The sequence below is a fragment of the Neobacillus drentensis NBRC 102427 genome (assembly GCF_001591445.1).
In the GTDB taxonomy this organism is placed as follows: domain Bacteria; phylum Bacillota; class Bacilli; order Bacillales; family Cytobacillaceae; genus Neobacillus; species Neobacillus drentensis.
Map to the genome: position 1 here is coordinate 17,164 of NZ_BCUX01000028.1, position 20,219 is coordinate 37,382.

14 protein-coding genes and 2 pseudogenes are annotated in these 20,219 nt (G+C 36.2%); 5 read left to right on the forward strand and 11 right to left on the reverse strand.

What is annotated here, in order from left to right:
• Positions 1 to 563: 563 nt before the first annotated feature.
• Entirely contained in the window at positions 564 to 1,805 is a 1,242-nt protein-coding gene (locus BDR01S_RS14935) for a multidrug effflux MFS transporter (protein WP_066259987.1), read from the reverse strand.
• 333 nt (positions 1,806 to 2,138) lie between these two features.
• On the opposite strand from BDR01S_RS14935, the gene BDR01S_RS14940 reads away from it, so the two are divergent.
• Together BDR01S_RS14940 and BDR01S_RS14945 are read left to right on the forward strand one after the other, a co-directional pair.
• Entirely contained in the window at positions 2,139 to 3,437 is a 1,299-nt protein-coding gene (locus BDR01S_RS14940) for a FlgD immunoglobulin-like domain containing protein (RefSeq protein ID WP_066254290.1), read from the forward strand.
• A 9-nt stretch (positions 3,438 to 3,446) separates the two neighbouring features.
• A complete protein-coding gene (locus BDR01S_RS14945) occupies positions 3,447 to 3,983 on the forward strand; it encodes a LysM peptidoglycan-binding domain-containing protein (protein WP_066363221.1) in 537 nt (178 codons plus the stop codon).
• A 666-nt stretch (positions 3,984 to 4,649) separates the two neighbouring features.
• Here BDR01S_RS14945 and BDR01S_RS14950 read toward each other — a convergent pair.
• The 5 genes from BDR01S_RS14950 to BDR01S_RS14970 all read right to left on the reverse strand — a co-directional run bounded on the left by BDR01S_RS14950 (position 4,650) and on the right by BDR01S_RS14970 (position 11,265).
• Positions 4,650 to 5,414: a hypothetical protein gene (locus BDR01S_RS14950; protein WP_066254285.1), complete on the reverse strand. Its 765-nt coding sequence runs from the start codon at positions 5,412 to 5,414 to the stop codon at positions 4,650 to 4,652.
• Positions 5,404 to 6,255, reverse strand: a complete 852-nt coding sequence (locus BDR01S_RS14955; RefSeq protein ID WP_066254282.1) for a hypothetical protein — start codon at positions 6,253 to 6,255, stop codon at positions 5,404 to 5,406. Before BDR01S_RS14955 ends, BDR01S_RS14950 begins: the two co-directional genes overlap by 11 nt.
• Position 6,256: 1 nt before the next feature.
• The gene (locus BDR01S_RS14960) at positions 6,257 to 8,173 is read right to left on the reverse strand and encodes a hypothetical protein (protein ID WP_066254279.1); all 1,917 of its coding nucleotides are present in this window, start codon (positions 8,171 to 8,173) and stop codon (positions 6,257 to 6,259) included.
• A 343-nt stretch (positions 8,174 to 8,516) separates the two neighbouring features.
• Positions 8,517 to 10,946 carry a DEAD/DEAH box helicase family protein gene (locus BDR01S_RS14965; protein WP_066254276.1) on the reverse strand — a complete coding sequence of 810 codons (2,430 nt, stop codon included), beginning with the start codon at positions 10,944 to 10,946 and terminating at the stop codon, positions 8,517 to 8,519.
• A complete protein-coding gene (locus BDR01S_RS14970) occupies positions 10,939 to 11,265 on the reverse strand; it encodes a nucleoside triphosphate pyrophosphohydrolase (RefSeq protein WP_066254274.1) in 327 nt (108 codons plus the stop codon). Before BDR01S_RS14970 ends, BDR01S_RS14965 begins: the two co-directional genes overlap by 8 nt.
• 723 nt (positions 11,266 to 11,988) lie before the next feature.
• Between BDR01S_RS14970 and BDR01S_RS14975 the strand changes: the two genes are divergently transcribed.
• A complete protein-coding gene (locus tag BDR01S_RS14975) occupies positions 11,989 to 13,734 on the forward strand; it encodes a DUF262 domain-containing protein (protein ID WP_066254270.1) in 1,746 nt (581 codons plus the stop codon).
• A 121-nt stretch (positions 13,735 to 13,855) separates the two neighbouring features.
• Here the strand turns inward: BDR01S_RS14975 and BDR01S_RS14980 are convergent, their stop codons facing one another.
• The 3 genes and pseudogenes from BDR01S_RS14980 to BDR01S_RS14990 all read right to left on the reverse strand — a co-directional run bounded on the left by BDR01S_RS14980 (position 13,856) and on the right by BDR01S_RS14990 (position 16,525).
• Entirely contained in the window at positions 13,856 to 14,173 is a 318-nt protein-coding gene (locus BDR01S_RS14980) for a hypothetical protein (protein WP_066254268.1), read from the reverse strand.
• 60 nt (positions 14,174 to 14,233) lie between these two features.
• Positions 14,234 to 15,496, reverse strand: a pseudogene (locus tag BDR01S_RS14985) (replicative DNA helicase).
• A pseudogene (locus BDR01S_RS14990) lies at positions 15,493 to 16,525 on the reverse strand (DnaD domain protein). Before BDR01S_RS14990 ends, BDR01S_RS14985 begins: the two co-directional pseudogenes overlap by 4 nt.
• 294 nt (positions 16,526 to 16,819) lie before the next feature.
• On the opposite strand from BDR01S_RS14990, the gene BDR01S_RS25795 reads away from it, so the two are divergent.
• Together BDR01S_RS25795 and BDR01S_RS26675 are read left to right on the forward strand one after the other, a co-directional pair.
• Positions 16,820 to 17,029, forward strand: coding sequence for a hypothetical protein (locus tag BDR01S_RS25795; protein ID WP_169801444.1), 210 nt, complete (start codon positions 16,820 to 16,822; stop codon positions 17,027 to 17,029).
• Entirely contained in the window at positions 17,026 to 17,079 is a 54-nt protein-coding gene (locus BDR01S_RS26675; protein ID WP_082797442.1) for a hypothetical protein, read from the forward strand. The genes BDR01S_RS25795 and BDR01S_RS26675 overlap by 4 nt, the downstream gene beginning before the upstream one ends.
• 264 nt (positions 17,080 to 17,343) lie before the next feature.
• On the opposite strand, the gene BDR01S_RS15000 is transcribed toward BDR01S_RS26675, so the two are convergent.
• Together BDR01S_RS15000 and BDR01S_RS15005 are read right to left on the reverse strand one after the other, a co-directional pair.
• Positions 17,344 to 18,690, reverse strand: coding sequence for an aspartate aminotransferase family protein (locus BDR01S_RS15000; protein WP_066254262.1), 1,347 nt, complete (start codon positions 18,688 to 18,690; stop codon positions 17,344 to 17,346).
• A 264-nt stretch (positions 18,691 to 18,954) separates the two neighbouring features.
• Positions 18,955 to 20,196 (reverse strand): Zn-dependent hydrolase, encoded by a 1,242-nt coding sequence (locus tag BDR01S_RS15005; protein ID WP_066254258.1) that lies wholly within the window; start codon positions 20,194 to 20,196, stop codon positions 18,955 to 18,957.
• Between the last annotated feature and the right edge of the window lie 23 nt (positions 20,197 to 20,219).

Below are 20,219 nucleotides of genomic sequence, written 5' to 3' on the forward strand. Positions count from 1 at the left end.
GATTTTCTTTCAACGAGCTTTAATTCACTAACTCAAAACCATTTACTATCCTCCTTAAATATAACGCAATGAGTAATACGACTACACCTGTGATCCGGGACCAACCATTCAATTTTATTACGGATTTACTTACGAGTTCATTAGACGCTAAAGCGAGTTTGATAAATAAGCGGAAAAATTCCCCTTAATTAGAAAATAGCACTGAAAATAGCCTAATTAGACGGAAGAATTCCGACTATTGGTTCAAAAAACATGAAAGTGGGTAATTTTGCTTTGCTTAACCGGAAAAACTCCGCTTATTTCCCCCGAATCGAGCCCTATTCTGCAGTCTAACCGGAAAAACTCCGCTTATTTTAAGTATCACTAGTTACTCAATTAAGGATAAGACTTCTTTGATAAAAAAACCAGTGAATCTCATTTAGATGCGTTGCGGGAACCTTCCATCTGCGGGGCTTTTTCTGTTTGGAGATTGAAAAAATTTGCCCAAAATAATTAGAGCTGCCTGGACTAGAGCAGCTCTTTAAAGTTCCATTCAACATGTATTCTCGATTAAATTTATATACTTAGATACTGGGTTTCTTTACTATGCACTGGTCATTGGATAGTTGTATCCCAAGCGTTGCTTTGCGTACCAAGACAAAATAGGAAAGGAAAGCCAGAAAACTTGAGCCTAAAATGATAGCGCCCATCGGAACGCCTGTATACGCCCCTGCTATCCCCACAAGTGGAGCACTTAATGAGCCAAGTAAAAATGGCAATAATCCTAAAAGGGCTGAAGCACTGCCCGCAATATGCCCTTGCGTTTCAATCGCTAAAGTAAAAGACGTGGTTCCGATAATACTGATGGAAGTTATAAATAAGAAAATTGGAATCACTACTGCGAAAAGTGGTGCGTTTAATAGTAGAGCGATGAGTAAACCGGCACCTGCTAAATTAGCGATGGCTAAACCGATTTTTAAGAAAGTCCGCTCCGAAATTGTGTCTGCAAAGCGGCCGACCAATTGACTTCCAATAATTAATGCTAATCCATTGGTCCCAAATAATAAACTAAATTGTAGCGGTGTGACTTCGTAAATATTCTGATAGACAAATGGAACCCCAGATACATAGGCAAAGATTCCTGCAGCAGTAAATCCTGACGCTAGTGCGTACCCCATGAACTGTCGATCTCGGAATAAAGAACCAAAGTTGTTGATAATTTGTGGTAAATTGCTTGGTACACGGTTTTCTGTTGGCAGAGTTTCTTCTAATTTTAAAGCAACAGTGAAAAGTAACACCGCACCCACACAGGCTAAAGCAATAAAAACTCCATGCCAATTGGTAAAAGCAAGAATCCCCCCACCAGCAACCGGTGCAACAATCGGCCCGAGGTTACCCACTAATACCATCATCGTAAAGAACTTGGTCAGTTCCCTCCCACTATAGAGGTCTCGAACAATTGCTCTAGAGATCACAAGTCCGCCGGCAGCAGCAAAGCCCTGGACAAAACGAGCGATGATAAGGAAATAGATATTGGGCGCCAAGGCACATGTTATAGAAGCGAGTAAGTACAAGATTATAAAGATCAACAAGGGTTGTCGGCGGCCTTTTACATCACTTAAAGGACCAATAACCAATTGCCCTAATCCCAATCCTAATAAACAAGAGGTTAAACTAATTTGTACAAGTGATGCCGTCGTATGAAAATCCTTTACAATCGTTGGAAAAGAAGGTAAATACGTATCGATTGTAAAAGGTCCTAACAGTCCCAGTGATCCAAGGAGTATTGCCAGCTGTATTCGTTTTTTTCCACTAGGTTTATTCAATGTCCATCGCCTTTCTATAAAAGAAGTATTTTTTGTTCGTTGCATTTATTTCGATTTCCAAAATAATAAATTTCATTATAACCTGAGCCTTGCTCAATGGTAAACAATTAATTTCCGTGGAAACGTTTTCAACTTTCGACCCTAGGTGAAATCGAAACAGGGGGACGGATCTGATCCGTCCCCCCCACACCTTTTTCCTATACAATCAGTTAAAAATATAAACGAAAACTGTGCGCTATTTAAAAAGGCCCATTTATATATAGGCAAGTATCTATGCCTTCTTCAAAATGGACACATAAACTAATTACGAAACAATCCGAGGAGGAGTTAAACATGCAAAGATTATTCGGAATGGGAAACGGAGGTTATCCCGGTATGGGGTTCGGAGGTTACAGAATGGGATTTGGCGGGTACCGGCCTGCGTCTAGAATGATTGAGGTTACTTCATTTAAACTTTCTGCTTCTACCGTTGCCTACCAAGGCAGCAGAGTTCCTGGCTACACAACAATTGAGTTGCAAACCAGCGTGCCAACACGCGGGTATCTTCTTATCGTGGGGAATGGTGTACAAACAAAAATTAATTTATCGACTATAGCCTATAAAACCGTACACAAAGTGGATTGGGTACCCTGGGATGATACGAAAAAAGCACCTCTTTCCGCAGGTATATATCAAATCAAGGGATATTTAACGGACCAGGAATTCAATCAAATGCAAGGATATCCGCTCGGGGAGCTCACAGTTGTCTCGGAATCAAGTCCCAAGCCATTGATTGATGGCGTTTCTCCAAATCCAGCAGTGTTTTCACCTAAATACGGACAAACACAAACAAAATCGGTCCAAATTCTGTTCAACTTAAACCGTCCGGCTGAAGTTCAGCTGACAATCCGTAATCTAAACGGAGATGAAATATATACCGGCAGCAAGGAAACCCTATCTCCTGGAAGCCATACTGTAAGCTGGAATGGCACAGATACAACAGGAAGGATTGTAATGGACGGTAGTTATGAGATTGTTTTTAAAACAATCGAAACAGCCTATAACTATCCCTCCACAACACCGTTAATCTGGCGATCTGGCACGATTACAATCAAAGATGCTGATTATTATATACCGGTATCAAGATTAAAAGAAATTGTTACAGATGCTTCCTTCCAATCGCCATCATTTACTCCTGATGGCGATGGAATAAACGATAAGGTCACTGGACAATTTACACTTGCAGTACCTGCGAAATTATCCATTTATATCGCAAATGCTGCCGGGGCCCATGCCGCTTTTGTAGTAAGTGAACAAACATTTGAAGCTGGTACTCACACGTTTGAATGGGATGGCTCTGACATCATGGGTGGAAAAGTACCAAACGGAAGCTACTATATCAAGCTTAATGTGGTAGAAGGCCCAAATAGCGGCTATATTACGTTTCCAAGCGCTGTGAAAGTGCAAAACATGTACGAAATCAAACCGATGCAACCTGAAAAAAGAGTACGCGTCATCAGCGAAACAGCAAAAATGAGCGTTGATCCTGCAGGGCAAGGATATACTGCTATAAAAGGAGACACTTTCCCGCTTATGTCGGAAGCGATAGAGAATGGAAAATACACCGTTCTTGTTAAAGAAGGGGTCACATGAACAATCAGTGTGAGTGATGTTGAACTTGTCACTGAACCGTCTCAGGCAAAGCAAACGACTGATTATATAGTCGTTAGTGGCGATACCTTATGGAAGATTGCATCCAAGTTCAACACGACCAGCTCTGAAATTGTTACCTTAAACAACCTTGATCCAAACAAATATCTATATGTAGGACAAAAATTAAAAGTCCCTGCATCTGCAGCTCAACCTGAACAGCAAGCGGCCACCACTTATTCTGTTGTATCCGGTGATACGCTTTGGAAAATTGCTCAAAAATTCGGCGTAACCACCCAAGCAATTGTCGATGCCAATAAACTGAATCCATCTGCGTACCTTTATGTTGGCCAAAAGCTGATTATTCCGAGTGTGGCGCAGCCTGAACAGCCTACGCAAACCACTTATGTAGTTGTTTCCGGTGATTCGCTTTGGAAGATTGCTCAAAAATTCGCCGTAACCACCCAAGCAATTGTCGATGCCAATAAACTGCAACCAACTGCATACCTTTACATTGGCCAAAAGCTAATCATTCCATCAAAACAGTAATAGTAAATGGTAAGCGAACGTTTCGATCCCGCTTACCTTTTTCATTCCCAATAAGTTTTTTTCGCTAATACAGATTTTGCTTTTGCGTCTCCTCTGTTTTGATTCGATAAACCATCTTTTCTGTTCTTGTGTAATAGATCCCATTCTTCAAAAACATTCATGTTAAAACACAACATTACAAAATAAAACGGAAATACCGGTAAATATTTATAAAGGGGAAGAACTTTTAAAAGAATGCCCTTCTATTCAACAGACCGCTAGATTCTTTAAGAAACATACTGGTTCGGCCCGTTACAACTGGTCCGCCATTAATAAAGGCATTTGGTTTAATGAGCCATATTCTATTAATAGGATTACCTATTTTTTCATTACCGATCCAGAGGCTGTTAAGAAGAAACAAAAGGTAATGCAGACAAAACATAACGTTTAAGAAGGATTCAATTCTGTTACAGTTTGAAAGATTAATATATCTAAAAAAAATTAGAGCTGCCCTATCTCGGTCAGTTCTTTTAAGTCTCGGTGTTAATATAGTTTCCTTTTCACTTTGTAATTTTATTAAATAAATGCCGCATTTGTCTATGAGTTAACCAATCGATTACTTCTTAGCAGATTAGGTGTTTTGCTGAACAAAAACTTGAATCCCTTACTCTAAAGATTCTATTAGTTTCACTCAATTAATTGTAGTTGTTTAGTATCTTGATAATAATAAACTAGATATTGTAAAAATAATTCTTTTAAATCGTCCTTTTCAAGCATAGGAGACATGATAATTGGGTAACTTTTGTTAAATTCAAAAATGACCCTTCTCCCTACACGTTCGTCTTTCCCCAAATCATCCCGACCAGTTATCTTAGATTTCAATACTTTTGAGAGTTTTAGTTCATCAATAATGTCTAAAATGTTTATCAAAAATTTATCATTTCTAAAAATTTCATATTTGATTATATAGTTAAATACATCTAGGTTATCAATAATTAGTGAATAGTATCTTTTTCTTTCGCTAACATCGGAAATGGCATCATTTATATATTGAGCACCTAATACACACTTATAAATATAATTTTCCCAATTGAAATCTTTTAGAACAATATTATTGAAATGATTGAGCCCATCGTTTATTTGAGGATACTGCTCAAGCAAGTAGTCTCTCTTATAAACTGCTAGTAATGAGTGCCAGAATAATTCGTCAAAATGAATATCCCTATTTGTATGTAAATAAGAATCCGAGATGGCATCGAAAGCTTGATGAAATAACTCACTTTTTGTACTTTCACTCCCTTGGGCAATATAAATCGGGAAATCAGGAGTCACATCAATGAATGCAACCTCATCTGAAAAGTATTCTTCTTTATTTTTAACCTGATCCTCTAAAAAATCTTTGTAAAACTGCTCATTATTTTTATAACCCTTCTTTAGCAGCTTAATTTCCATTTAAACTTAGCCCCCTAACAGCACCCGCATATTTCTCTAGGATTTTATCTGAAATGGAGTAAATTACTTCATCGATATTGTCAATACTCAATTCATTAATCATCTTTTTCTTCATTAGATTGTAAAACTTCAAATCAAGATTATCTGTCGGTGCATCAATTTGTTCTAAATCCACTTGTTCTCCATCATCGCTATTGTTCACAATGAATCTGTATAATGCTTTTTGAAGTCCCATATAAATATATGGATTATTTAATGTATTACTCATTGGAGAATCGTTAAATTGTAGTTGCTCATTTTTATAATGAATAATAATTGTTTCACTACCTAATTCGATTTTGATATCGGACTTAATATCGGGGTTAACCTTTTTCTCAAACAATTCTAAAGGTTTTGTACTGCTCCCTTCAAAAATGACCACATTTGAAAAGCCCAAGATTGAGTTTCTAAGTACAACAATATCCTCCTTAAATTGGGAGTAAAAATAACTTAAATCATCGTTATCTTTAAAATTGATTTCAGCTTTTGATTGGAGATGCAATTGAATTGTTGTACGATTACTTATAGATATTCGCGATTTTTGTATTTCTATATATTTATCTTCTGGTTTAATGTAAAAAAACTTATTATCTTTTGATTGAATGACTAAAACGAGCTGTGCTTGTTCATTTTCAATTAATTTGTTTACAAATTGTGAATCGATTTCGTAACTGATTTCAAATCTGTAATTATATGAATTCTCGTGTAAATTCACATCTAAAATAAAATTACTACTTTCATAGCTAGTAGATGTGTTTGTTAATAATGGGTATGGAAAATTGGCATCCTTTTTGTAAATCATTTTACACCTCTACATAGTAAACAAATTTCAATGCTCTATTGAAATTATTTTTCAACTCTAGTTGTAGCTGCGCTACTCCTTGTTTTATTTCAATATCCTTAATTAAGTTATTTTCAATTTTGCATTGGTCTCCAGTGGTATTATCAATGACACTACTGTAATTATCATTAATTTTAAATTCATCGGGATATTCTACTCCCATACCATCAATAACTGAAAATGAAATATTACATAATTTCTCTTTGCTAATTTCTTTGCTACCGGTAAAGTCAAAGATCACAAACTCATTATCTCCAACTATTAATCTTTCTACGATGTCTGGATGAGCACTATACTTATCTAACTTTTCTTCAGTTCCATTTGTTTCGCCGATGTCAACCTTTGGCTTAACTCTCTTCACAGGGTTACGAGGTTTAACTGGGTTATCGGATGATTTCTTTTTATTTTTCTTCTTCTTTTTTGGAGCATCTGTGGTAACTTTCACGATAGATTTATCCTTACTAATCTTCACTGTTCCCATTGCCTCTGTGAGATCCTTCTTAAATTGGTTTTCGACTACGTAGAGAATATCCTTCGTATTCATCAAACCATCAGTAGGATTATTCTTTTTAATAGATTCCTCGATGATTTTTGAAATTTCTTTAGATAAATTATTAATGAACTTTTTCGCATTTTTTTGTAATCGCTGATCTTTTATATGTTCAAAAGCTAACTCTGTATGAGATTCATTTTCGAGAGATTTTAAATAGCCATCTTCGTATGACCCCGCTACTAATACAGCATTAAAGGGCTTATTGACATTATTTTTAATTTTTTTATCTTCAATTTTCATCCCGATAGTTCTTACGATGGCTACTCTCCCTTTTGGAATTGCTGAGTCGTAGCGAAAATATAAGCTGAAATTGTAATCATTTATGCCATCTGATATTTTCAGTGGAACTGGTTCCTCGTTTAGATAAGTATTGATATATAGTGGTGTAAACTCATTCTTCATTTCAGCAATATCTTGAATATAGTAATCCTTATTTGAAACAAAATCTTTAATTGTTTTGCTATCTATTTTTTTATCATTGACGATAACTTCCAATTTCTTTTCAAGAATAGAAATGAAAAAACTATCGCATATACTTTTAATAATTTCTTTTTCATCGTTGTATTGCTCTCTTAAGAAAGGAATAATGATTTTTAATCCTCTGTTATTTTTTTGAAATACTTCATGAAACTTATTTTCAAATGGATAAAACTTTGTTTTGTTCCCCTCAATTGTTTGTAAATCTGCAAAGTATCCTGTTGAACGATAACATTGATCGTTATATTTATGTTCTAACAGCTGTGCTGTACCGCCAAGATGTTGGTTCCCATCCTCATCGCAATTAGCAAAGTACATAATATGAAGATCCGAAGCTGCGTTTGAAGCAATTTTACCAACGCCATGTGAACCGCCTCTTGAATTTTCAAAAGCTTTATTTTCTTCTTCTGAGTGGACACCTTTATTGTAAGCATAAATGGCCCAAGTATCTTCTTTTGACTCACTTTGGCCATTCTTTGCTCCCTTAAGCCCCCTGGTATTTGAATCTTCGAATGATATATAAGCAACTTCTTCTTGGTTCATTTTATTTCGCATATGATCTATCGTTTCTTTTGTATAACTGTTGCGTCCATGAAAGCAAGATATTCTATTTTTTACTTCTTCAATTCCAGGAATATCATCTTTTGAGATAGTCCCTGTTTTTATCGTTAAAATGACAGGATCATTGTTTTCAAGTAACCTGCCGTCTAAGGAGTTTTGTGCATTTTCTCGGGTTAATCCTGAAGTTCCCATATTATAAAATCTTTCCAAATACTTATTGAAATTCGATTCCTCGATGTTCGGAATTGGCGAAAATTGCCATAATTGTTGATTTTCTGATAGACTCATAGCCATCTCCTCTATTTATCTGTAATAATTTAATTATTGGTTTAACAATTAATAATTCATTATGGGTCATTTGATCCTATATAAATAATAAAGTTATTAACAACTTTAATCATATATGTATTGAAAGTGCGGCCATGTATATTTGTACCTAATATAAAATATATACTAATATACCAATTATAACCACTAAGAATTCACATTAAGTTTTCTTTAAATATGCAATTATTATAAATTTCATAAATATAATGATTAATTCAATTTAAACATGTTTTTTTATATATTTGATAATACTTAAGATAATTATAAAGGACCATTTTCCCAAAATAAAAAAAGTCCTTCATCATTAATGATGAAGGGGAGTTTTTGCCTTCCTCTCAAAATGATAATGAAGGCGGTATTCACATATTTCTTTTGTCCAGTTGAATAGAACTTTTTCATGCTCTTTTAGTACTTCAAAATCCAGCTTAAAAATATCATTCTCAAATGTAATTAATCCTTTTGAGCTGCCACTCCATTTTGTCATTGGCATGGTAGTAATCAGTTTGCTAACGCCTTTTTCATCATACTCCCACAATTTTCTAGCGCCTTTATCGGAAAAATCAATCCTTTTGCGATGTTCTTTCTCCATCAGGTAATAATGAAAGTATGGTGCAGCATCTCTTGATGAAATGGGAAGATACCAATTCGAGGCACCCCGCTCCAGCATCGCCAATAAGATCACCATTTTATAACTTTTTGCCATTCCCGTTTTTTCAACTTCAACAAACCAATTTTCGTACCGGTTGTATATTTCCATCTCCTCATCCGTTAATTCTTCTGCCCATTTAAGAAATCCAAAGTACGAACTAAATTCCTGTTTATATTGAGGAGAGTCGGACGCACCCTTTAAATGTAATTCCAAATACGATGGCCTTCTTCCAAGGTCTCTTTTTAAATCCATGTAATCATTGAATAACTTCTCTCTACGAGGCTGTCGTTTTCGTGACATTTCTTTGAGAAGGTTAATCACATTTATATCCAAATTTATTTCACAGTACAATGGCAGTGTAGGTTCAATTGTTCTAGTTTTTCTGTCATTTGGTTGGGTATCGAATAGACTTAACTTTATATCCGCATTACGATAATTTCCAATTAAGTCAATAATGATACACGATTCTTTACCTGGATATAAACGGAGTCCTCGTCCTATTTGTTGGGTAAAAACGGTTAATGATTCAGTGGGTCTAACGAATAAAAGCGTATCGACGGCAGGGATATCAACCCCTTCATTAAACAGGTCCACAGTAAAAATAATATCAATTTCACCTTTGGATAGTTGTGAAATAGCTTCATTTCGGCTCACATGCATTTGTTGCCAATGAAGACTAACAGTTCGATAACCATGATGATTAAAGTAATTTGACAAGAAGTCAGCCTGTCTAATAGATGAGCAAAAGCCTAATGTCCTCGTCTGTTTATTCTTCTCCCAAGCATGAAGCACTTTAAGAGCTAAATCTTCTCTTAACTGGGCTTGAAGTAATTCTTCCTCATCATAGCGGTTACCAAGCCAAGTTAGTTGACTATAATCTGTATCATCATATACACCAAAATATTGAAACGGCGATAACCATTTCCGATTAATGGCATCCAGGAAGTCTAAACGAAAAGCTACATTTCCATCACAAATTGCATAAACATCCTTGTTATCATTACGATCAGGTGTCGCAGTAATTCCAAGGAGAAATCGTGGTTGAAAATAATCAAGAACCCTTTGGTAGGAATCAGCTGCAGCATGGTGAAACTCATCAATGATGATTAAATCAAACTCATCTGGCTTAAAGATCTCCAAATGCCTTTTTAGACTTAATGTATAGATAGAGGCAAAGATGGCATCAGCCTGGCCATCTTTTGTCTTTCCATTATAGATTCCAAGTTGTTTTTCAGGCATTATTTTCCTAAAAGAGTCTCTAGCCTGATGAAGAATTTCTTCACGGTGAGCAATAAACAGGATTCTATTAAATTTTTGTCCAAAAAATCCAGCCAAATAGGTTTTCCCTAACCCCGTGGCCATCACAACAAGAGCCTTATTATACTCTTCATCAAGAGTTTTGTTTAACTCCTCCAAGGCCTCGACCTGAGCAAATCTTGGTTGTATTTCCCCATATCCAACTGAAGGATCAAAAATTACCTCTGGCTGAACAGCAATCTCCTTCTCCACTGGCAGCATTAAATCTAATTCTTCAAGCTCCGACCATTTTTGAACTAAATTCGGATGTTTACGTTGGTATTTCTCATAGCGTTTTCGATATTCTTCTAACGTTTCTTGATTTAAAGGCACGGTTTGATCGGCATAGAAAATTTTTAGAAACTCTGTTTGCGCATCATCAAAAACTTGCTGCTCATCACTAACCAAAAGATTCCATTCCACACCATTATTTAAAGCCGATTTTGATAGGTTAGAAGAACCAATAAACAAAACATCATGTTCATTGGATTGGAATAAGTATGCTTTTGGATGAAAAGAAACACCATTACTCTTCCAAATTCTAATCTTTATACTATCATCAATAGATAATAATTCTTCCAAGGCCTCTGGTTGAGTAATGAATAAGTAATCCCCAGTACAGATCTTAATTTCGGCATCATTTTCAGCAGTTTTTTTTAATGCTTCTCTTATGTATTCCACACCTGACTTCATAACAAAAGAAGCTAGAATACAAATGGTGTTTGCACCTTCTAGCTTTTCTAGTAAATGATTACCAAGGTCTTTGGTAATAAGTTGAATCTTACTCATCTTCAACCTCAACTAAGAAGATTTTTTTCTTAAAGCCGCCGCGCTTTTCCGCTTTTTTTTGTCGGACTTCTTCTACCTCATTATAAGATGCTCCATGACACTCAGATAAAGCATGGATGATCTCCAATAAATCAGCTAGCTCCTCAATCGCATCTTTATCATTTCCTGCATTTATATATTCTTCAAGCTCTTCACGGCTCTTGTTTTTAAGTTCTTTTATGTATTGTTCATTGTTTAAAGTACAAATGGAAAACCTTTTTCCTGTACTATCGATTATTTCTGGTATTCGATCTCGGACTAGTTTGTTGTACACAGGCATTTTAGGTACCTCCAATATTGAAATAATACTTTTATTATATCTAATCATGGAATAGATTGGGAACTTTAATAATTAAGAACTTGGGTTACTTCAAACCTCAATTTTTTTTGATAATATTCTAATTAGGAATTCAGCGATTTTCTTGCTTTAAGTTGCTACTCCATCGGATGATTGCACGGAGTGTTGTAGGTACAAGTAAAGTAGAGCCCCCATCATGGTTGTTTGAAATATTGTTGTAACTCTGTAAAAATCACTATACCAACATGCTTTGTCATTCCTTCATTAAGAAAGAAGATAAATTATTCACTACAATCCACATTACGTAAAGATGATAGAACAATTAGGAAAATACCTTCACCCACACTAATTAAATAATATCCAAGAACACGCTTTAAAAGTTGACCTTACTGGTCTACAGCCATACTTTAAATAATTTCTTCATTTCACCTTCCAAGCTTTTCTGTCAAGACTTGGAGTAATGCTTTTACTTTTTAATAAATAAGCACTGACAGGGACATATTTATTACTTACTTTTTCTTAAAGCACATTTTCGTGTTGGTTTGGATGTAGTCACGATGATGTAGACTGAACTTAGAATATTTTTAAAATTGTTATTAAGTAGATGTAAATATCGATAAATCTCCATTCTAATAATTAGAAGCTTGATCATAGAAAAAATATCTACTAAAATTAAACCATGAATTAGATAGATAGGAGATTTCTATGAGTATAAATAAACAATTTAGTTCTGATGGACTAGTGCATATTAGTTCTTTATTAGATGGTCATCATTTTTATAAGATTCCAATCATGCAAAGAAATTACGTATGGGGAGAAGAAAATATACAAGATTTTATTTCAGATATTAGGGATAGTATGGATGAAGACCCAGATCAGGCGTATTTTATTGGGAGTATGGTTTTTTCTGAAGATGAACCGAAATTAAGAATGGTAATTGACGGTCAACAACGTATAACTTCGATTACCTTATTAATTGCTGCTTCAATTTTTCATTTTAAAAGAACAGGATTTACTGATCTTGGGGATTATTATAGTAGATTTTTAAAAACAAGCTTTCCTGGTCCTCAAGGAAAACTTATCCATAAATATAGACTAACTCATCACAACATGGATAATGATTTCTATAAGCAAATACTAGAATATAACCTAGATAATAAATATAGGACTTACACAACATCGCAAACAAATTTATTAAAAGCGGTTGAAAAATTTATAGATTTACTAAATCCAGATAATGGGTTTCCGTTGGCTGATTTTATGGTCTATTTAACTAGTAATGTATATATTGTTTCAATGGTATCTGGGAGTATAAATATGGCTTTTCGTATATTTGAGACCCTAAATGATAGAGGAGCAAAATTACAACCTGAAGATTTACTAAAAAATATGCTCCTAAGAAACCTTACTGATGAACAATATCATTCTATTGGAACTCGATGGGATGATTTCATAAACAAATTAACTGACGAGAAAGGTAAACCAAGAGTATCAACTACAACCTTTTTAAAACATTTTTTAATGTCAAAAGGGTTTCTTGTACAGAAAAAAGGATTGTATGATTGGTTTGAAGATCAAGTCGAAGAAACAAAAAATCCTAAAAACCCTAAACTATATGATTTAAGCAAATATCAAGGTATTCTTGAGTTTGTAATAGAAATTCAAGATGCAGCTGCTACTTATATAAAAGCATTAGATGGCAACCTAAGTAACGCAGTATCAGCATGTTTGCAGCTTGGTGTAAAACAGTCTTTTGTTATTGCTCTAGCTACTAACAAGTTAGATGATACACTAGAGCAAGAAATTTATGAGAAGCTTGAAACTTTAATATTTAGTTACGTAATCTCTGCATCACGATTTAATGAATTAGAAAAGAAATTTCCATATATTGCAAAAGAACTCAGGTCCTCCAGGGCAAGAGATGATCATTACAAAAATGCTCTCACAGAGCTACAAAAATTAATTGATGACAAAAAAGAATTAGCTTTAAAATCACTTGAACAGTATAAGTTAAAAGGATCTGATAAGAAAAAGGTGATGTATATCTTATCCAAATTAGCTTCATCATTTGATCAAGCAGATTATTCAGGCTTAACAATTGAACATATTCTACCGGAAGAGAAAAGCGAACAATGGGCTTTCATTAAGGAAGAGGGATCTGAATATAAAAGTCTCGTATCTAATATTGGGAATTTAACATTATTATCAAAATCAGACAATAGTTCATTAAAGAACAAATCCTTCGAGGAAAAAATACTTGTTTATAAAAACCAGTCTGCATTTACACGATCTATCGGTGTTAAAATTGAAACTGGAACAAAGAATACTAAACATGATAAAGCGGTAAAAATGTATGATTATCAACCCCCTGAAAGTAAATGGGATAAAAATGAAATTACTAGAAGATCTAAAGCATTAACTAGATTAGCTGAATATGTTTGGTTTGAATGAAACAAAATTTCTTAAGGTTGTAGATGTTTCTACAACCTTTTTACTCTGATGATTAACACATTTGTCAATAGATAAATTAATAGGAATTAATTAAATATCTTTGAAAGAACCAGTAAAGGAATTAATGATACAACCCATCAGTTAATTTAGAATGATTAACTAATCTTTTTGAATCAATTTGTTCTTGCTTGCTGCAAGGAAAAATAAAAACAAAATCCTTCTGGCTCATCTTCAGTGAGTAGATGCCAACTTTATATATGCCTAATATATTGTTTTGCATCAATTCCCTTACTTTGTGATGGTCTGCTTGTACGGAATCTAATTTGGATACATCGTCATCTATTGAAATTTTCTTCTCCGCTAGTAAATGGTAAATGTAATGGGCCATGAATGATTCTTCATAACGGAAACAATCTAGGTAAAGATCTTTAACAACCATGTAATCACACCTCGATTTTTTTATCGTACTTAGGCTTCTTTATCATGTGTTGATGCAACGTTATACAACGGTAGGACTCGATTCCTTCTGATCCTCAATCCTTCCTGTATACTCGTTGTAATTGACAGGGATGCTTCCTACGGGACCATTTCTGTTTTTCGAGACAATGATTTCAAGGTAATGATTGTCCGTGTCCTTGTCGTAATAGGCTTCACGATATAAGAACAAAATGACATCGGCGTCTTGTTCCACACTGCCCGATTCCCGAATATCAGACATCATCGGCCGTTTATTGGCTCTTGATTCCACCGATCGATTGAGCTGCGCCAAGCAAATGACAGGTCAATCAAAATCCTTCGCCAACGTTTTAAGCGATTTGGAAATTTCCGTTACTTGTAAATGGGAATTCCCTCCATAAGCTTGACCCGATTGAATCAGGGTTAAGTAATCGATAAAAAGGATTGGTTTCTTGTATGGAAATTGACTCATTAGCTTTCTTGTTTTTGCTCTCATTTCGGCAATCGTTTGTCCCGCCCCATCAAAAATTTGCATATGGGTTTCTGAGAGATTACCAATTACATCCGACCATTTATTCTTTTGGTTTTCATTCAGCATTCTTTTTGGATCCCGCATTTTTGCACGGTTAAAGCCCCCTGTTGAAGCCATTAATCGCGAGGTAATCAGCTTTTCAGGCATCTCTAAGGAAAAGACAAGTGGCAGAAACCCGGCCCAACCCGCCATTTTGGCAAAATGAAGCATCACGTCGGTTTTTCCCATCGATGGTCTCGCTGCTAGAATCGTCACCTCCCCACACTGAAAGCCTCCCGTTATTTCGTCGAGCTGATTGATACCCGTTGTTGCGCTTTTCAGCGAGATTCGATCTTCCCAGGGTGCCTCATAGATATCTACCAATGCTTGTTGTAAGGATGTATGATCGTCCATCTTCAGTTGGTTAATCTTATCTAGTTCAGTAATGACTTTCGCAATCTCCCAATCATTCATGGCTGCAATCGTTAGAATACTTCTCTTTTCCCGTTCCTTCCACAGATCAAGAATCAGCTTCTCCATCCCGTCAAATCTCTCTAGATCAGCGAACGATAACAGCGCCGATAAGTAAGACATTCCACCTAATGATTCGAGGTCGGGTAAGGTTGTAAATGTGATCAAATCGATATTCTTACCAGCTTGATTTAATTCCAGCATCCGTCGCATGATTTCTTGATGTCTTGTACTTTCTAGCTGTTCCGGTTGAATGACGGTATCGTGGAGTAAATACTCAGCCTTCATCATGCTTCCTAAAAATGCCTTTTCTGCGATACTCATTCCTCTTCACCTGCCGTAAGGTCAAGTTTAAAACGACCTGGAATCGCTCTTCCGGTAGGAAACGATTCGGTTGACCGCCTATGCATTGGTACGGAATTTTGGCTCTCATGATGGGAATCAATTTCTGCTACGGTCAGTAAAGATTCATTTTTCCAGTTCTTCAGTATCCCCATCACATAGCTCAGCCTTCGCTTGTTATTGGCACAGGCTATATTCATCGCTTTTAAGATCACCTCTTTCGGCTGTAAAAAGCTAGAATCAACTAACCAAGCTAACAGCTGCTCTTTTGCATTCATGTTCGAAAGGCCAAATCCATTGTTGTCCCAAAACTCAATAATCTCTTTTACATCTACTACTTTTTGATTATTTTCTGTATCTGGATTTTTCTCTATCTTTGGATTAAAAGCTTCTTGTTGTTGTTTTTCTTTTTCTTTTTCTTTTTCTTGTTGTTGTTTTTCTTTTTCTTTTTCTTTTTCTTCTTCTTCTTTTTGTCCACCTATCGTATAACGACGCGTCAACGCATCGTCATGCTCTCTACATTTAGGTTCTAAATATGTATCATTTTCATCTTGGCCGCTAACCTCCTTGACGACAACCAGCTCTTCTTGTTTACAAAATGATTCAAATAGACTGCGAATTTCCTGTTTTTGAATCGCCTTCGAAACATATTGAATCAGTGAGAGATCCTCGACATCTTTTAACTCGGAAGAAATACAATCCATGAACGGTTTCCCACCTTTATCGAGGTTATATTTCCCCCAGTCTTGAATCGCGAGTTCTCTCATTTCAGGATTGTATCGTATCAGCTTGTGATGCACGATGAATCGTTCGATTAACGAGTGAACACTTTCAATCGAATAACCCAAATCAAAAGCCATTTGTTTTTTGGTAATCTTATAGATTCCAAATTTGAGTCGTATGTAGATTCGTATGAAGATAAAAACTGAAAAATTTGTCCTCCGGAGTCATCTCTTCACAAACAATCGGATTCGTCCAAAAATCAGTACGGACCATTCTAAACTTTGCCATCTTCCACCACTGCCTTTCTTCTAATAAATTCCTTCATACTTGATATAGAAATAAAAGAAGAAAAAGGTCATATGTTTTTCATAAGAATGTGAATACTTTATGACACCTTTTCATCACCTTGTCCTTTGCACGGGAATTAGGTGAAAGCCCGCCTCCTCTTGACTTCTAAGATATCGAGTTTGGCAGGGTAAAGCGAATCGCCAAATTTCAAATTTGAGGGTAAACGTCAAAAAACACCTTCAAATTTGATTTTTGAAGGCGGTTTTTGCAATTTTGGTTATTTTTTACCCTTTTTTGTGGTATCTCCGGATTGCTACTTTTCTTGCAGTTAGGAAAAAAAGTGCCCGGCACCAACCAAAAATTCGGAAGGTGCTTGGCACTTTTTTCTTGCACGGTTTTAAGGAAAGCTATCGATGGTTAGCTGTTCTAGTAAAAGAAGAGTTTGACCTAGATCCGTTTTCTTCTAATCTTTTGTTTTCTGTAACAAACAACGGGACAAATTGAAAATTCTCTATTGGGACCATGGCTTCTGGCTTTATTACCGTCGATTATAACGAGGCAAGTTTCATTGCCCTTCCAGTGATATTACGGTGCCTTTAAAGATAACTCGGCGTTTACGACAATTCCTGTTAATTGCATAGTCTTTAACAAGTTATCTAAATAATACTACGAGCCCCCATCCGCATGAAGGTGGGGCTATTTGACGCTTACTTTCTAAACTGTAGGTCGGGGGTTGAATCCTCTCCAGGACGCTACAAAACCCTTGCGGTGGCAAGGGTTTTTCTGTTTTATTCCTGACTTAGACCGTTAGAAAATTGTTAAAATAAACCGGACATTTCCTCGAGAACTTTTTCGAAAGCCTTTGCAGTCACTTCTATATCGTTTTCTGACGTTACTGTAGAAAGGTTCATCATACCCCGAGGAGCAATAAAGACTCCATTATTTAATAGTTTTATATGAATGATTTTTATCAAATCTTTAGGCTGATTTAAGGTCTCAGCATAGTTAGTAGGCGGTTTACTGGTGAAATGAATATTCATCATAGATCCTTCTCTTGTAATAGATATTGGGGCCTGAAACATTTTAATTGCCGCTTTCATTTTGGTCTCTAAATTCCAGGAAAGGTATTCTAATCTTTGTATTGCTTCATCATTTAATAATTCCATTGCCGCGATTCCTGCAGTCATGGAAATTTTATTGCCATTAAATGTCCCACCATGAGGTAAAAAAGAGGTCTTATAAGGATTAAATTCAGCCATTATGTCCTCTCTGCCGCCGAATGCACCTATTGGGTATCCACCTCCTATGATTTTTGCCATTGCTGTTAAATCGGGGACTACACCGAATTTTTTTTGTGCTCCTCCAGTATTCAACCGTAAAGTTTGTACTTCATCAAAAATAAGAAGGACTTGATATTGGTCTGCCAATTTACGCAGTTGATTTAAATAATCTTGCTTAGGCGGTATCACTCCTCCGACTCCCATTACAGGCTCCACCAGAATAGCTGCAATCTCATCCTGTTTTTTCTTTAAAATTTCTTCAACGGCATTTGCGTCATTAAATGGCGCAATATAGACATCACGAGCAACGTTAGAAGATAGGCCCGCACAATCAGGGATAGGTTTCCAACGCTCCTGATTAGAATGATTGGAAAAAGGGGGCTTTACAGAATATTCCACCAAATCATGCGTTCCATGGTATCCTCCTTCCATTTTGATGATAGACGTTTTTCTTGTAAATGCCCGTGCTGCTCGAATGGCAAACATTGTAGCTTCTGTTCCTGAATTGCAGAAGCGGACTTTCTCTACACTTGGAATCCGTTCACATAAAATTTTTGCTAGCTCCAATTGTTCGGGAATCACAGCTGCATAAGCTGTTCCAAACGAAAGGATAGACTGAACCTTTTCCATAATAAAGGGATGAGCATGCCCATGGATCATTGATGTATAATTATTCAGCAAGTCAATGTAACGATTTCCGTCTACATCGAACAGATAGGCCCCTTCAGCTCGTTTAATTGTTAATGGGTATGGTTTAAAAAAGGCTATCGTCCTTGTATCTCCTCCTGGCATAAATCTTTTTGCTATTTCATAGGACTCTTTTGAACGGGGTGTCTTATTTACGAAACATAGCGTACTTTCATTATAAATTGTATTGATCTCCATTTCTCTCCCCTCCGGCAATGCTATTTAATAGGTGCCAACCGACGAGAACTTTGGTTAGACTGCTCCTTTTTTGGAATTCGTACCGATGTTCAGTCACTACAGTGATTGCCTTAAATAACCATATTTCAGTTTATCGAGCACAGCTGAATGATCGTTTCAAGTTTTGATTTTGCCTTTATGAACGTTCGTTCAAATAAAACGAGAGTGCAGACTTGGAAAATCAAAGAGGTTCAACACACCAGAACAAGTTTTTCAAAATTTTCTCTACTCTTTTTTTGTCGCCATTAATAAGACCGTTTCTAATAATACGTTTGCCCCTTTTTCACAATCTTCCCAAGTTGTTAGCTCATTCTCGGCATGGCTTTTACCGTTGATACTTGGAGCAAATACCATAGCAGAAGGAATATAACTCGCAAGGAACTGCGCGTCGTGACCTGCACCGCTAACCATTCGCTTATACCGATACCCTAATTTTTTTACAGATTGTTCTACCGAATCACAAACTTCTTTATCGAACCAAACCGTATCTCGGTCCCATATTTTTGTACATTTCACTTGACAATTTTCTTTACCATGGGAGTGTGTAAGTCCCTGTATAATTTCCTCCACTTGTCTAACGAATTCAGGGTCCTTATGCCTTGCATCAATTGAAAAGACCACTTTATTTGGGACAACCGCGTGCAAGTTTGGATGTACATTCATACGCCCAATCGTGTATACCAACTCATGATCAAGTCCACTCAATTTTTCACGTAATTCTGTGATTAAATTAATCGTTGAAAACAGTGCGTCCTTTCTCATATGCATCGGCGCACCACCTGCATGGTCAGATTCCCCTGTTACTTCGATTTCATAACAAACCATACCCACTACACATTCAACGACACCAATAGAGAGAGATTCTGTTTCCAGAACAGGACCCTGTTCCACATGTAGTTCTAAATAAGCCTTGGCTTCCGTTAGGCGGTTTTTTATATCACCTACATACCCAATAGTGGTCAGAGCTTCTTCAAAAGTGACGCCGTCAGTATCTGTTTTATTCATCATGACAGATTTTTTAAATTTCCTGCTAAGAACTCCCGATGCCATTATAGAAGGTTCAAACCTGGCTCCTTCTTCGTTTGTAAAATTAGCAACCACGATAGGAATTTTAGGTTTAATTCCATATTCCACCAGTGTTCGAGCTACTTCTAAACCAGCAACGACACCTAGAACTCCATCAAATCGCCCCCCTTTTTTCACGGTATCCAAATGTGAGCCCATTACAATAGGACGTGTGTTGTTTTCAACCCCTTCAAGAGTGGCATAAATAGTCCCCATGTCATCCACTTTTACGGACATTCCTATTTTTTCACAGCAAGAACAGAAGTAATCTCTTGCTTTACGATCTTCCTCCGTTAATGCCAATCGGGTTACTCCGTTATTTTCCGTCCTGCCAAAATTTGCAAACTCTTCCAGCGTATTCCTCAGCCGTTCTCCGTTAACTAATATTTTCATAGTTTTCATATTTAACACTCCTCAGAGTTAAC

Excerpts from the sequence above, each read along its gene's own strand:
- BDR01S_RS14955 (WP_066254282.1), bottom strand. The coding sequence starts at position 6,255 with ATGATTTACAAAAAGGATGCCAATTTTCCATACCCATTATTAACAAAC.
- BDR01S_RS14940 (WP_066254290.1), top strand. The coding sequence starts at position 2,139 with ATGCAAAGATTATTCGGAATGGGAAACGGAGGTTATCCCGGTATGGGG.
- BDR01S_RS15005 (WP_066254258.1), bottom strand. The coding sequence starts at position 20,196 with ATGAAAACTATGAAAATATTAGTTAACGGAGAACGGCTGAGGAATACG.
- BDR01S_RS14980 (WP_066254268.1), bottom strand. The coding sequence starts at position 14,173 with ATGGTTGTTAAAGATCTTTACCTAGATTGTTTCCGTTATGAAGAATCA.
- BDR01S_RS14970 (WP_066254274.1), bottom strand. The coding sequence starts at position 11,265 with ATGCCTGTGTACAACAAACTAGTCCGAGATCGAATACCAGAAATAATC.
- BDR01S_RS15000 (WP_066254262.1), bottom strand. The coding sequence starts at position 18,690 with ATGGAGATCAATACAATTTATAATGAAAGTACGCTATGTTTCGTAAAT.
- BDR01S_RS14960 (WP_066254279.1), bottom strand. The coding sequence starts at position 8,173 with ATGAGTCTATCAGAAAATCAACAATTATGGCAATTTTCGCCAATTCCG.
- BDR01S_RS14975 (WP_066254270.1), top strand. The coding sequence starts at position 11,989 with ATGAGTATAAATAAACAATTTAGTTCTGATGGACTAGTGCATATTAGT.
- BDR01S_RS14965 (WP_066254276.1), bottom strand. The coding sequence starts at position 10,946 with ATGAGTAAGATTCAACTTATTACCAAAGACCTTGGTAATCATTTACTA.
- BDR01S_RS14950 (WP_066254285.1), bottom strand. The coding sequence starts at position 5,414 with ATGGAAATTAAGCTGCTAAAGAAGGGTTATAAAAATAATGAGCAGTTT.